Here is a 14,114-nt window from a genome sequence, read left to right as displayed (position 1 = left end):
GGGTGGGGGGGTTGGCCCACCATAGCCGGGCATGGATCCGGCGAAGTAGTGACTTCGCGCGTTGTGGGTTCAGTTCGGCCCAGAGCTGCGGGCAAGGTCGGGGTAGACGAGGGTGGGGCAGAGTCCGGCAGTGGGGGGCAGGAAGTCCTATTCCTCCAGCCAGTGGGCGGACTGCATGCCGGCGTCGCCGATGGAGTCCGTCTCGTCGATCGACCACTGGAGTTCGACGTCCGTGTCGTCACGGGAGAGTGTTCCGCCGTTGCGACGCCCGCCGACCTGTTCAAGGAGCCGGGTGCGGATCAACTGCTCCAGCTCATCGAAGGAGGATCCGGTCGCCACACAGTCCGGGAGCTCCGCGACCCGGGCGGTCCAACGGAAAGCTCCTGCCTCCCCCATCCCTTCCCCGGATCCGTCGATGTCCGCAGGGCGGACCGAGACCGTGTATATGCGCGTCATTCCGGAATTCATGTCCTGCATTCTAGTGGCGGAACATGCCGGCGCCGGTGCGTGGCCGGGAAGACATCGGATCCGAGGTCTGTATGCGGCGAACCGGAACGGCGATGGCACCGTGGACACCCCGGGTGCCTACCCAGGTTCTCCTCCCACAGAGCTCGGGTGCACGTCCGCGCACCCTCCACATACCGGAGGCCGACCCACCCCAGGGGCGGCGTCACGACCGTCGGAGCACCGATCCTTCACAGGCACCAACCGACCGGGCACCCAGCCGTCAGGGCACCCCGAGGACGTTCACCCGTACGGTGATCGTCGCGTCCTTGCTGACGGTCGAACCAGATGCCTGGGTCTGTCCGACGACACGGTCGATCGCCAGCGGATCGAGGGTGTTCACCGGGTCGCGCTGGACGGTGCCGCCGGTCCAGCCGGCGTCCTTCAGCAGGCCTTCGACCTCGTCGATGTTCCGGTTCTGCAGGTTCGGCATGGTGAACTGGTTGCCCCTGGAGACCGTGATGGTGACCGTGGACCCCTTCGGCTGACGGGTTCCCTCGTTGGAGGCGCTGAGAACACGGTTCTCGGGCTCCGTGGAGTCGACCATCTCGACGTTCACGGTGAAGCCGGCGCCCTCGAGGTTGTCCCGGGCATCGTCCAGATCCTGACCGGAGACCGTCGGCACCCGGACCTCCTCGGCACCGGTGGAGACGGTGATCGCCACCTCCGTGCCCTTGGAGACCTGGGAGCCCTGGCCCGGCGACTGTCGGGTGATCTTGCCGGCCTCGACGGAGTCGTTCGCTTCCTCCTCGACCTGGGACTTCAACTTCAGTCCCACATCGCTGAGGGCACGCTGCGCCTGCTCGGTGTTCATGCCCGTGAGGTCCGGCACCTCGGTGATCTCCTTACCGGAGGAGACGTACAGGGTGATCTGTGAGCCCTTCGGTACGGAGGAATCGGTGCCCGGATCCGTACGGATCGCGTTACCGCGCGCAATGTCGGCGTCAGCGGTTTCCTCAACCTGGACGTTGAACCCGGCCTCCTCGAGGATCTGTTCGGCCTCTGCCTGTGGCCGGTCTCTCACGTCCGGCACGGAGACCTGGGTTTCGCTGCTGTCGAAGCCGTCGTCACTGACGAGGTTGTAGGCGACGACACCTCCGACGCCGAGCAGGGCGAGAAGCGCGACAATCCATGCGATGGTGCTCGCGCGGCGCTTCTTTTTCCCCTTCCCGGAATCGTCGGCGTCGTCCTGCCCGGAAGCCTGTGTCGAGGAGTTGTGGTCTGCCGGAGCCGCATTCCCGGCTCTGCCACCGGCAGCACCGGCACCCGCAGCAGCGCCGGCGGCACCCGCCAGGCCGGCACCTGCCGCGGCAGCGCCCGCCTGCGGGAAGACCGTCGTGGACTCCGCGTCCGCGGACGGCTGCTCGTGCGCCGGGGCCCCGGTGTAGTTGACCGCGGCCATCGGCATGCGACGGTCGGCGACCGCCTGCAGGTCCGAGGCCATCTGGTCGGCGGTGTCGTACCGGTCCGAGGGATCTTTCGCCATGGCGGTGAGGACCACCGAGTCCAGGGCGAGTGACTGCCGCTCATCCAGGTGCATGCCCGGCAGCGTCGACGGCGGGACCGGGGCGTCCTGAACATGCTGGAATGCCACGGAGAACGGGGACTCGCCGGAGAACGGCGGGCGCCCCGTCGTGATCTCGTAGAGGACGCAGCCCGCAGCGTAGATGTCGGAGCGCGCGTCCGCGGACCGGCCGCGCGCCTGCTCCGGGGAAAGGTACTGCGCGGTGCCGATGACCGCGGAGGTCTGCGTCATGGCGGAGGTCGAGTCCGACAGGGCCCGGGCGATGCCGAAGTCCATCACCTTCACCGCGCCGGTGTTGGTGATCATGATGTTCGCGGGCTTGACGTCCCGGTGGATGATGCCGGCCTCGTGCGAGAACGACAGCGCCCGGCAGACCTCCGCCATGACCCGGCCAGCCTCGGTGAGCGGCAACGGGCCCGAGTCGCGGATGATCTCGCGTAGCGTGGACCCGTGGACGCGTTCCATGACGATGTACGGCACCGAGCCGGTCTCCGGGGCGGTCTGACCGGTGTCGTACACCGCGACGATGGCGTGGTGGTTCAGCTTCGCGGCGTTCTTCGCCTCGCGGCGGAAACGTTCGAGGAACGTCTCGTCACGGGCGAGGTCGGCCCGCATCATCTTCACGGCGACATCGCGTCCGAGCAGCTCATCGGTGGCGGCGTAGACATCCGACATGCCACCGGTGCCGATGACGGCACCGAGGCGGTAGCGGCCGCCGAGGATGGTGTTGGTCAGATCCACGTTGCCTCTCCTTTCCACTGCGCGGGGTGTCCGGCGGTGGCGTCTCCAGTGAGTTTACCGGTGTTGTTAACACCACTACCAGCAATCACAGCGTCAGTCCCGCGTCATCCGCGGCGTCCGCGGCGCGATCTCCGGTGCCGGTCGCCTCCGGTTCCGACGGCATGGCGCTGTTCGCCCCGCCGTTACCGTTGGTCTGTCCACCGTTCTCACCGTTGTCGGTGCCGCCGTTGTTACTCCCGTCGTCCCCGTTGTCCGGGGTGGTGGGAGTCGTCGGTGTGGACCCGTTGCTCCCGGTGCCCGGGGTCGAGGTCGGGCCGGGGTTCTCGGTCGTCGGCAGATTGTTGTCGGTGGTCTCCGGGACGGTCTGCTCCGGCGTGTCCTCGGGGGTCTCCTCCGGGGTCCACTGCTGCTCCGGAGGGTCCACCGGGACCTGCTCGATGACGGTCGTTGTCCGGGTCGGGGATTCCTCGCCGGAGTCGCCCAGGCCCGAGGACAGCGCCCACACGAGGACGCCGATCCCGGCGATGGCGACGATGACGATGAACCAGATCCAGCCGTTGCCGGACTTCTTCTTCACAGGACGCTGCGGGGCGGCGGTCTGCGCGGCCTGACCGGTGTTCTGCTGTCCGGTGGGACGCGGCGCCGGTCCCATGTTCGACGGGTCGGTGACCCGGCCCAGCCGGGTCTGCGTGGCCGGGGCGACCGGCGGCGCACTGACCGCCCGGGTCTGAGCCGACATCGACACCGGCACCGGCGGCATGCCACCGGCCCGCACCTTCACGGCCGCGGCGGCCAGCTCGCCACCGTCGGCGTAGCGGGTGCGCGGATCCTTGCGCAGGCAGATGTCGATGAGCTCGCGCACCGGGGTGGAGACCTCCCCGGGGATCTGCGGGGCCGGGGTGCTGATGTGCTTCAGTGCCACGGAGACCGTCGACTCCCCGGAGAACGGGCGGTGCCCGGCGAGGATCTCGTAGCCGACGACGCCGAGCGAGTAGACGTCGCTCGTCGGGCCGACATCATGGCCCTGCGCCTGCTCCGGGGAGACGTACTGTGCGGTGCCGACGACCATGCCGGTGCGGGTCAGCGGCACGGCGGACGCCGCCTTGGCGATCCCGAAGTCGGTGACCTTCACCAGGCCGTCGGCGGTGATCATGAGGTTGCCGGGTTTGATGTCCCGGTGGACCAGCCCACGGTCGTGGATCGCCTGCAGACCGGTTGCCGCCTGGGTCAGCAGGTCCAGCGCCATGACCTCGGGCAAGGTGCGCTCGCGGGCGAGGATGTCCGCCAGCGACTCACCCTGGACATACTCCATGACGATGAAGCAGTAGGTCACGCCGGTGCCGTCGACGTCGGGTACCTCGCCGTAGTCGTAGGTCTCCACGACGTGCTGGGAGTGGACCGTCTCGGCGGCCTCCGCCTCGGCGCGGAACCGGGCGCGGAACTCGGCGTCGTCGGTGAGCTCGGGCTTGAGGACCTTCACCGCGACATCGCGGGCAGGGGTCTTGCCGGTCTCCCCGGTCTCTCCGGCGCCGGAATCCGCGGCGAGCCAGACGGTGGACATGCCACCGCGGCCGATGACGCGGTCGACCTGGAACCGGTGCCCGTAGTGGGAGTCGAGGACGCGCTGCATGCGTCGGGCGTCCTCCCGGTGCGGGTCGCTGGACCGGTCACCGGGGGGGAAGGCTGTCGTCTCGTCGCTCATTTACTGCGCCTCCTGGAGGGCGGCCTGGATGACGGCACGGCCGATCGGGCCGGCGACGGCACCACCGGTCGCAGCCTGGCCACGGTCACCGCCGTTCTCGACGAGGACGGCCACGGCGACGTCACCCTCGGGGGCGAAGGCGACGTACCAGGCGTGCGGGTTGGAGTTGCGGGAGTCCTCACCGTGCTCGGCGGTACCCGTCTTCGAGGCCAGCCCCATGGTGCCGCCGGCGTAGGTCTCGGCGTCCTTCATGAGGTCGGTGAGCTGCGAGGCGATCTCGCCGTCGATGGCCTGGTTGACCTCCTTCGGCTTCGTCGTCTCCAGCGGCTTGAGGTCCGCGCCGGTGACTTCCTTGACGAGGTGCGGTTCCATCCGCTTGCCGCCGTTGGCGATCGTCGCTGCGATGACCGCATTCTGCAGCGGGGTCAGGGCGACGTCGCGCTGGCCGATGGCGGACTGTGCCAGGGCGGACGCGTCGGGGATCTCGCCGACGGTCGAGTCCTGCACCGGCAGGCCGACGTGGCCGAACGTGTTCTCCTCGTCGATGCCGAAGGCCTTGGCGGTGTCCTTGAAGGCATCCGTGCCGTGGCGCTGGGAGAGGTCCACGAAGGCGGTGTTGCAGGACTTCTCGAAGGCGGTGCGCAGGGTCACCTGGTCGGCACCGCAGGAGGAACCGCCGTAGTTCTCCAGGGTGGTGGTGCCGTCGGGCAGGGTGATCTGCGGGGAACCGGTGACCAGGGTGTCGGCGCTGTCGCCGTCGGCCAGGGCGGTGGCGGTGGTGATCAGCTTGAAGGTCGATCCCGGGGGCTGGGTCTGCTGGGTGGAGCGGTTGAGCAGCGGGGCGTTCTCGTCGTTCTGCAGTGCCTCGAAGGTGGCGTCCGCGGCCTCGGAGTCGCTCGAGGAGACGGCCTCCGGATCGTAGGAGGGGGTGGACGCCATGCCCAGGATCTCGCCGGTCGACGGACGCAGCGCGACGACCGAACCGGAGTAGCCGGCATTCGACAGCTGGTCGTAGGCCGTCTGCTGCACGGACGGGTTGAGGGTCAGCTCGACGTTCGCACCGCGCTTCTCCTTGCCGGTGAGGGTGTCCCACACCTGGCTGGGCAGCAGGGAATCATCGGTGCCGTCGAGGATGGAGTTCTGCGACTGCTCGATGCCGGCGGCACCGTAGCGGTCGGAGAGGTAGCCGATGACCGAGCCGTAGGCGGCCGGCGCGGTCGGGTAGGCGCGCTGGTAGAAACCGTCCTCGTCCGGGGTGGACTGGGCCAGGATCTGACCACCGGCGGTGATCTGGCCGCGCGGGACGGACTTGGTCTCGAAGTACTGGCGGGCGTTGCGGGAGTTGTGGGCGTAGGTGTCCGTCTGGAAGCCCTGGATCCAGGTCAGGTTGACCAGGAGGATCGCGATGAGCACGAAGACGAAGACGGAGACGTTCCTGATTGCGCGGTTCACTGGGGCACCTCCGCCCGGTTGTCACTGGTGGTCTCGGCTGCGGCGTCCTTCGCCCGGGTGCGGGTGTCGTGCGAGATCTTCAGCAGGATCGCGAGCAACAGGTAGTTCGCGAGCAGACTTGACCCGCCGTGCGACATGAACGGTGTGGTCAGTCCGGTCATCGGCAGCAGCTTCGAGACACCGCCGGTGACCACGAAGATCTGGATGGCGATGGTCAGCGACAGTCCTGCGGCGACGAGCTTGCCGAAAGAGTCCGGCGCGTTCAGCGCGGTGACCATGCCGCGGGTCACCAGGACCGCGAAGAGAATGAGGACGGCGGCCAGACCGATGAAGCCGAGCTCCTCACCGATGGAGGAGAGGATGAAGTCGGCGTAGGCCACCGGCACGAGCTGCGGGTAGCCCTGGCCGATGCCGGTGCCGGTCACGCCACCGAAGCTCATCCCGAACAGTGCCTGGGACAGCTGGTAGCCGGTGCCGTCGTCGTAGGTGGCCAGCGGGTCGAGGAAGTTGGTGAAGCGGTCCTGGATCTTGTCGGAGATCTGGAAGACGCTCCATCCGCCGATGACCGCCAGGCCCACACCGATGATCAGCCAGGACGACCGGCCGGTGGCGATGTAGAGCATCCCGAGGACCGTGCCGAAGAGCAGCAGCGCGGGGCCGAAGTCGTTCTGGAAGATGGAGATGAGGATCGCCACGCCCCAGACCAGCAGGATCGGCCCAAGGTCGCGCAGCCGCGGGAACTGCAGACCGAGGACGCGGCGTCCCGCCACGGTGAACAGGGTGCGCTTGTTGACCAGCAGGGCGGCGAAGAAGATCAGCAGCATGATCTTCGCGAACTCACCGGGCTGGATGGAGAACGGGCCGAGACTGATCCACACCTTGGCGTCGGAGTTGATCGACGTCGGCCAGACGATCGGCAGGGCGGACAGGAACAGCCCGCCGAGACCGAGCAGGTAGGCGTAGTTCTGCAGGTTCTGGTGGGACCGCATGAAGATGATGACGGCACAGAAGATCGCCACACCGATGACCGTCCACATGATCTGCGAGTTCGCGCGCGTGGTCTCCGCGGCGAGGTCGATGCGGTAGATCATCACCAGGCCGATGGCGTTGAGCAGGGCGGCGATGGGCAGCATGAGCTGGTCGGCGTCCGGTGCCTTGAGACACATCACCACATGGGCGACGCCGAAGACCACGATAAAGCCACCGAGGACGGTGAAGACCTCGGAGGTCAGGCCGGTGGCCTCGCCGCCGGCGCGGGTCGCGGCGTCGGACTGCGACAGCTGCAGGGCGATGACGGCGATGCCGAGGATCAGGGCCGAGAAGATCAGCAGGCCGAACTCGAGCGGCCGGACGTGCGAGGAGCGCACCTTCGGAACCAGGCGGACCATGTCAGTCCACCTCCCGGCAGGACACGCCCGGGGTCGTGAGGTCCGAGGGGTCCCCGCCGCTGTCACGGTCGGAGTCCCGGGTCACGCAGATAGGCAGGGTCTGTGCCGACAGGCGGCGCAGCTGGTCCTGGACGGACTGGTAGGAGTCCCGCGGGAGCGTGTCGAGGGTACCGCGGGCCGCCGGGGTGAGGTCGGCGGTGGTGAACCGGTGGCAGGGATCGTCGGAACCGGCGGGCAGCAGCCGGATCTCGCCGTCCTCGCTGAGGCAAATCTCCTGGTAGGCGGAGTTCAGCGAGATACCGAGGAAACTGCCCGGAGCACCCTGGTAGATGAGGATCGGGGTGCCCTTCGCTGCTGCGGCGGCCTCCGGATCGTCCGCGTCCAGGGTGGTCGAGGGGGACGCCGCGCCCGTCGTCGGTGCCGCGGGTTCCGTGGTCGACGGGTCGGCGCTGGTGGGTGCGGCGGCCGTGGTGGGCGCCGTGGACGACGTGGTCGACGGAGTCGGCACATCGTCGGAGGATGCCACGGCGACGAAGTAGGAGTCGTCGAGGTTGCGCTTGGCGATCCAGCCACCGATACCGGCGATGACCACCAGGGCGACGACGACGGTCAGGGCGATGAGGATGCGGCGACGTCGCTTCGGGTGGCGCCGGCCGGAGGTACCGGCGTCACCGACACGGTCGGGGTCCGCCTGATCCTCGGTGGACGCGCCGGGGGAACCGGCGTCACGACGGCGTCCGACGCGCCGGGAGCGGCGCATCGGCGGCATCGCGTTCGGGTCGGTGCCGGGCGCGGCGGACACGTCGTCCTTCCCCTGGTCGGCGGGCGGCGTCGGGGAGGAACTGTTGACCACGTTGACGGCCATGGCGCGTCCGGCGGCGGTGTCCGGGCGGGGAAGTTCAGTCTCGTCGGAGTTGATCGCACCGGCGAGTGCGGCGACGGTCGGCAGTGCGAGGGCGCCATCAGCGCCTGTGCCACCGGCGTCTGTGTCGGCGGTGTCGACGACATCGGCGACGACAACGGTGACGTTGTCGGGGCCACCGCCGCGCAGTGCCAGGTCGATGAGCTTCGTGGCGGCCTCGTCGGGCGTGCCGGTGGCCAGGACCTCGCGGATGGTATCCGCGCTGACCGGGTCGGACAGGCCGTCGGAGCAGAGCATGAACCGGTCGCCGGCGTGGACCTCGAGCAGTTGCAGGGTCGGTTCGACGGGGCGTCCGGTGAGGGCCTTGAGGATCAGTGAGCGCTGCGGATGGCTGGAGACGTCCGCCGGGTCGAGCTTGCCCTCGTCGACGAGGGACTGGACGTAGGTGTCGTCCTTGGTGATCTGGGTGAGGACGTCGTCGCGCAGCAGGTAGCCGCGGGAGTCGCCGACGTGGCAGACGCCCATCCGGCCGTCGAAGAAGAGCAGGGAGCTCAGGGTGCAGCCCATGCCGTCGAGGGTCGGGTTCTCGTCGACGTGCGCGGCGATGGCGCGGTTTCCGTTGTCCATCGCCTCGACGAGCATGCCGGGCAGCCGGTCGACGGTGATGTCCCGGGCAGCATCGCCGAGGAACTGGGCGTTGAGCGGCAGCAGGGCCTCGATCATCAGCTGCGAGGCGATTTCACCGGCGGCGTGGCCGCCCATGCCGTCGGCCAGGGCGAGCAGGTTGGACGCCGCGACGGCGGAGTCCTCGTTGTTGCCGCGCACCAGACCACGGTCGGAGTGGGCGGCGAAATTGAGGGCGAGTGTCTCCGACGTCATGCGTCCATCCTCACTGTGGTCTGGCCGATGCGGAACTCACTGCCTGCACGCAGGGGTTCCGGCTGGTCGATGCGCTGGCCGGCCAGGAATGTGCCGTTGCGCGAGTCGAGATCCTCGAGGTACCAGTCCGGGCCACGGCGGATCAGCCGGGCGTGGGTGCCGGAGGCGAAGTCGTCCTCGAGGACGAGGGTGCAGCCCGATGACCTGCCCACGGTGACCTCGTCGTATCCGGCGAGGGCCAGGGTCGTGCCGGTCAGTGGTCCCGTCGTCAGTGCGAGGGACTGAGGCCCGACGCTGCGGGAGAATCCCCGGCCGCGGTGCTGGGCGGGGGCGGACGCAGCGTAGGCGGCCTTGCCGCCACCGACGGGAACGGCACCGGCGGTGGCGGCGCGTCCGACGTCGCGGTTCATCGCGCGGACGGCGACCCAGATGAACAGCCAGAGCACGACCAGCAGGCCGATCTTGACGACCAGGACCAGGGTGGACTGCATAGGGGCAACTCCTCACGGATGTCACGGACGGTGGGCAGGGGTACAGCTGTGCCCACTTTACGGCAGGTACCTGTGTTTGGAGGGGTCGTGACGGATGCTCCGGGGTCGGGCGGGGTACGGATGTGTCCGTCAGCTGAAGCGCACCTCGATGCTGCTGTGACCCAGGGAGATGACGTCGCCGTCGGCGAGGAGCCAGTTCTCCACCGGGATGTCGTTGACGGTGGTGCCGTTGGTGGACCGCAGGTCGGTGTAGACGGCGTCGAAACCGTCCCAGGTGATGTCCCCGTGGCGGCGGGAGACGCCGGTGTCCGGGAGGCGGAAGTCGACCTGGTTGCCGCGGCCGATGGTGTTGCTGCCCTGGTTGAGGACGTAGGTGCGGTCGGAGCCGTCCTGGAGGTAGAGGGTGACGGTGCGCTGCGGGGTGCCGTCACCGGCACCGGTGGCCCCGTCGGCACCGTGGACCGCTTCGGCGGTCGGGCCGGGGACGACCTCGGTCTCGGGTGCGGGTTCGGGGCGTCGTTCCGGTTCGGACGCAGGTTCCGACTGTGCTTCCGGACGCTGCTCGGGGCGCGATTCCGGCCGGTTCTCCGGCGCGGACGTCGACTGTCCCCAGGCGGACGCCGAGGACGCCCGGCCCTGCGGGTGGGCGAGGCCGGCGAGGGAGCCGGCTGCTGCGGCACCGGCGGCGGCTGCGCCGGCATCGCCGTCGGCATTGTAGGGGCGGGCGACGGGGGAGCGGCCGGAGTCCGGCTCGGAGCTGGGCCACTCGGGGGCGTCGGTGGACGTGCCGGGGGAAGCAGCAGACGAGGACGCGGCACCCTTCTTCTCCTCGGCGGCCGCACGCTGGTGGGCGGCGGTGAAGCTCGACCGGCACTTCAGCTGGCCGGTGTGCATACCGTCGTCGCGGACGAGGTCCACGGTCAGCGGGGCGGAGGTGGTCCAGCCCTCGTTGCGGATGAAGCGGTTGATGCGGTCGCGGAGCTCGTGGTCCAGGTCGGGGCGCTGCGAGATGAGATTGTCATGGTCGCGGGCGGCGAGATGCACCTCATAGGTGGACGGTGCGTGGAGGGCGCCGGAGCTGTCCTCCATCAGTGCGTCCTCCACCTCCTGCTTGAGCAGCTCGTCAATCTCGGCAGGGACGACCTCGCCACCGAAAACGCGCGCAAAGCCGTTGTCCAGGCCACGCTGGAGCGAGCTGTCGAGCTTGCGGAATCGTCCGAAGAGATCCATGAACCGGGGTCCTGCCTTCCTTGCGCTGTGCCTCCCAGGTCGCGGGATGATGTCCGGGTTGATCAAGGGGTACCCGGGGACGCTGACACGCTGAAGTTCGAGTCGGGTGAACAGTGAGCGCCCATTATAGGGATCCGTCGGACGCGATGGGAGTCGAGTTGGCCGGGATCGCGCTCGGCGATCGGGAAAACAGTGTATGAGCTGCGCCTTTGTGTGATCGTGGCGCCGGTGCTAACCTTACAACCCGTTGCAGAAGCAACCCACGTTGATCACTTTGATCGATGCCACGGGCGAGTGGCGGAATGGCAGACGCGCTGGCTTCAGGTGCCAGTGTCCTTAGGGACGTGGGGGTTCAAGTCCCCCTTCGCCCACAGTGAGCGGTTCACGAACTGAACCGGCCGGAGGTCACAAACTCGAAAGGGTTTGTGACCTCCGGTTTTTCGTTGTCCGGAGTGGCCGTGCAGTGAAAGTGTCACTACTGCGGGAACTGGTCGACAACTCCCCAGGTTACCTCCTGGCGTCGGGTATCCAGGGGCCTTTCCATGAGGAGGGATCACGATCTCACGGCTACCGGTTGGGCGGGTGGACGTGAGCGGCGTAGATACCCACACTGGTGCTGTTGCAAAGTGGTGCGGGCAGTGCCCAAGTGCTGCCCACGGTGGGGATCCCCAACCCTGTGGCACTGGCCCCTCAGACGCCGGCGAAGGCCTTGGCAACGATCACCGCATCCGCGTTCAGGCGCCCGAAGGCGAACACTCTGCCCTGGCCCTTGCGCAGCGCATGCATAGCCTCCATGCCCTGCAGTGTCCTGTAGGCCGACACCGGGGTCTTGAACCCACCACCTTTAGGACCCAGGATGCGCTTGAGTCGGCCGTGATCGCCCTCGATCACGTTGTTCAGGTACTTCACCTGACGATGCTCTACCATCCTCGGCAGTTTCTGCTCTGTGATCAACTTCTCGATCGCGCCAGCGTACGTGGGCGCTTTGTCGGTACCTATCACCCGGGGACCGTTGTGAGGACCGCGGTGACCAGCACCGCGCAGTGCTTTACCCAGGAACCGTGTCGCTGCCGTCGTGTTACGTCGGGTGGACATGTAGAACTCCACGCTACGGCCGTCCTTGGTCACTGCCCGGTAGAGGTAGCACCATTTACCTCCGACTCGAATGTATGTCTCATCAACCCGCCAGGAATCGGAGAACCAGGGTGAGATTTGACGGTACCAACGGGTTCTTTTGTCCAGCTCTGGGCCGTACTTCTGTACCCACCGGTAGATGGTGGTGTGATCGACCGGCACACCACGCTCGCTGAGCATCTCCTCAAGATCCCGGTAGGACACCCCGTATCGGCAGTACCACCGTACGGCCCAGAGGATCACATCTTGGGGGGGTAATGCCTACCGGAGAAAATGCCCATGCGGGCCGATCCTGATCGATTGCCCCCAACTTTGCAACAGCACCTGTCGATCTGCCCCGGCTCGGCTGCGCCGGACGCCGGAGGCTCCGTCAACGAAGACCGTGAGGCCGGCGGATCGTACTCGGCAAACGACACCTCGATCTCACCGACGGCGCCAGGATCCTGACCGACAGTTGTCTCGGCCGGCGGGGCCGGCGTTGCAGCACCGTCGGACTCCAGGACCTCGCGCAACCGGTGATGATCCTCCGGCAGCTGCTCAGGTGCAATGACCTGCTCAGCATCGCGCACCACGTTGCTGATCACCGTTGCCGTCTGCGGGGTGATCACCCCCGGCTCCAGAAGTCGACCCGCCACACGGTGGTAGTCCTCTGCCCAGTCTGTGACCTGCTGAGGACTCAATCCCCGCTGACGCTCGCTGATGACCGCCTGTGCCGCCATCACCCCGTCGGTACCGGCGTACAGCGGGTCACCGTTGCGGGTGTACACCTCGATGGTGTCCGCGACACCGATGACCGTCGGTGAGCGGTTGATGAACTTCCCGATCTTGGTATTGCTCGCACCTGCGGCGTGAGCGGTGACGACGGCGTCTCGCTCTGCCTGTCGCGCGATCTCTAGTGCCTTCTCGGCAGCTTTCGCACAGTTCAGTGCCTCAGTGAAGAGCGCATCCCAGGGACTGCTGCACTGTCGATGAGCTCAGCTGATACCTGATCTGCTGATCGCACCACGCGGGATAATTACTTGCCAGCTATCTTCACCGTTCACCGTTGGCCATGGCTCCCTGCAAGTACCATGACCTATATGTTGCATCTACATAACAAATCTGTTGCTGAGCTGCTGGGCATCGCTGCTGTCGCGGTAGTGGCGACAACGGCTCCGACAGCTGTCGCTGAGACACACTCGCCGTCCAACTTCGTCGACGCCTTCGTCGAAAGCTTCCATGACCCGCAGCGGTCGCCAGCCGGAGCCAATGAGTGGGACTGCGTCCCCAGCAAAGACCACCCGGACCCGGTTGTCCTCATCCACGGAACCTGGGAGAACGCCTACGACAACTGGTCGGGGCTCGCCCCGCAACTCGCCGACGACGGGTACTGCGTCTTCGCCCCCAATTATGGTCGTGCCGAGATCCTCGACAAGGGCGGGGTGGGCACCGTCCTGCCGAACACGTTCGGCACGGGCGATATCACAGCCTCCGCCGGTGAGATCGAGTCCTTCGTTGACCGTGTTCTTGAGACCACGGGTAGCCGAAAGGTCGATTTGGTCGGTCACTCCCAGGGTGGACTGCTCGCCCGCCAGTACCTGGCCTTCAACGGGGGAGCGGAGAAGGTCGACAAAGCCATCACACTGGGAGCGACCAATCACGGCACCACACTGTCCGGGCTGGCCAACCTCAACCGGTTCATCGAAGGCCTCGGGCTCGACCTGGATCCTGCCCTGGACTATGTCATCGGGGAGGCCGGAACCCAGCAGCAGTACGGATCACCTCTGCTCGCCAAGCTCGACGAACGCGGCGACACGGTACCCGGCGTCGACTACACCGTGGTAGCCACGAGGTATGACGAGGTCACCACCCCGTATGACTCCACGTTCCTCACCGCTGGTGAGGGTGCGACGGTCACCAACGTCACCGTCCAGGACGGGTGCGCACAGGACCATTCCGACCACATCTCCATGTCGTACTCACCGCGGGTCATTGACATCGTGCGCGACGCTCTGGATCCGGGCAGCGTCCCGGAGAAACGCTGCACACCCAACTCACCAATCATGGGCGGCGGAACCACGGAGTTCACCGAGGGATTGACCGGACCATTCGGATGGTTGTCCGAAAACGCCAGGCCCCTATAGAAGGTGCCGTTGCCTGTGACCGTCAGCCGGCACGTCGATCCAGACACCGGCACTGAGCCGCTCTCCGTCGGGCAGGGTGTGTT

9 protein-coding genes, 1 tRNA gene and 1 pseudogene are annotated in these 14,114 nt (G+C 67.3%); 2 read left to right on the top strand and 9 right to left on the bottom strand.

All coding sequences use genetic code 11. The features are described 5' to 3' along the window. Positions 1–147 precede the first annotated feature (147 nt). From Q0A27_RS01435 to Q0A27_RS01400, 8 genes are all read right to left on the bottom strand, one after another. A complete protein-coding gene (locus Q0A27_RS01435) occupies positions 148–468 on the bottom strand; it encodes a hypothetical protein (protein WP_291473296.1) in 321 nt (106 codons plus the stop codon). 259 nt (positions 469–727) lie between these two features. Further along, on the bottom strand, positions 728–2,764 hold the full coding sequence (gene pknB, locus Q0A27_RS01430; RefSeq protein WP_291473298.1) for a Stk1 family PASTA domain-containing Ser/Thr kinase: 2,037 nt from the start codon (positions 2,762–2,764) through the stop codon (positions 728–730). A gap of 91 nt (positions 2,765–2,855) precedes the next feature. After that, positions 2,856–4,472 (bottom strand): serine/threonine-protein kinase, encoded by a 1,617-nt coding sequence (locus tag Q0A27_RS01425; RefSeq protein ID WP_291473295.1) that lies wholly within the window; start codon positions 4,470–4,472, stop codon positions 2,856–2,858. Continuing rightward, a complete protein-coding gene (locus Q0A27_RS01420) occupies positions 4,473–5,924 on the bottom strand; it encodes a penicillin-binding protein 2 (protein ID WP_291473294.1) in 1,452 nt (483 codons plus the stop codon). Further along, positions 5,921–7,312, bottom strand: a complete 1,392-nt coding sequence (locus tag Q0A27_RS01415; RefSeq protein ID WP_291473293.1) for an FtsW/RodA/SpoVE family cell cycle protein — start codon at positions 7,310–7,312, stop codon at positions 5,921–5,923. The genes Q0A27_RS01420 and Q0A27_RS01415 overlap by 4 nt, the downstream gene beginning before the upstream one ends. A 1-nt stretch (position 7,313) precedes the next feature. Continuing rightward, a complete protein-coding gene (locus tag Q0A27_RS01410; RefSeq protein WP_291473292.1) occupies positions 7,314–9,053 on the bottom strand; it encodes a protein phosphatase 2C domain-containing protein in 1,740 nt (579 codons plus the stop codon). Further along, the gene (locus tag Q0A27_RS01405) at positions 9,050–9,544 is read right to left on the bottom strand and encodes an FHA domain-containing protein (RefSeq protein ID WP_291473291.1); all 495 of its coding nucleotides are present in this window, start codon (positions 9,542–9,544) and stop codon (positions 9,050–9,052) included. Before Q0A27_RS01405 ends, Q0A27_RS01410 begins: the two co-directional genes overlap by 4 nt. 129 nt (positions 9,545–9,673) lie before the next feature. Next, a complete protein-coding gene (locus tag Q0A27_RS01400; RefSeq protein WP_291473290.1) occupies positions 9,674–10,774 on the bottom strand; it encodes an FhaA domain-containing protein in 1,101 nt (366 codons plus the stop codon). Between the two features lie 288 nt (positions 10,775–11,062). On the opposite strand from Q0A27_RS01400, the gene Q0A27_RS01395 reads away from it, so the two are divergent. Continuing rightward, a tRNA-Leu gene (locus Q0A27_RS01395) sits at positions 11,063–11,145 on the top strand. A gap of 319 nt (positions 11,146–11,464) precedes the next feature. On the opposite strand, the pseudogene Q0A27_RS01390 reads toward Q0A27_RS01395, so the two are convergent. Then, positions 11,465–12,189: pseudogene (locus tag Q0A27_RS01390) on the bottom strand (IS6 family transposase). 798 nt (positions 12,190–12,987) lie between these two features. Between Q0A27_RS01390 and Q0A27_RS01385 the strand changes: the two are divergent. Continuing rightward, positions 12,988–14,031, top strand: coding sequence for an alpha/beta fold hydrolase (locus tag Q0A27_RS01385; RefSeq protein ID WP_291473289.1), 1,044 nt, complete (start codon positions 12,988–12,990; stop codon positions 14,029–14,031). The last annotated feature ends 83 nt before the right edge of the window (positions 14,032–14,114 follow it).

The organism is Corynebacterium sp., assembly GCF_022712275.1.
GTDB lineage: Bacteria > Actinomycetota > Actinomycetes > Mycobacteriales > Mycobacteriaceae > Corynebacterium.
The sequence above is the reverse complement of the archived record's forward strand: the minus strand, read 5'-3'. Positions and strand labels throughout refer to the sequence as shown.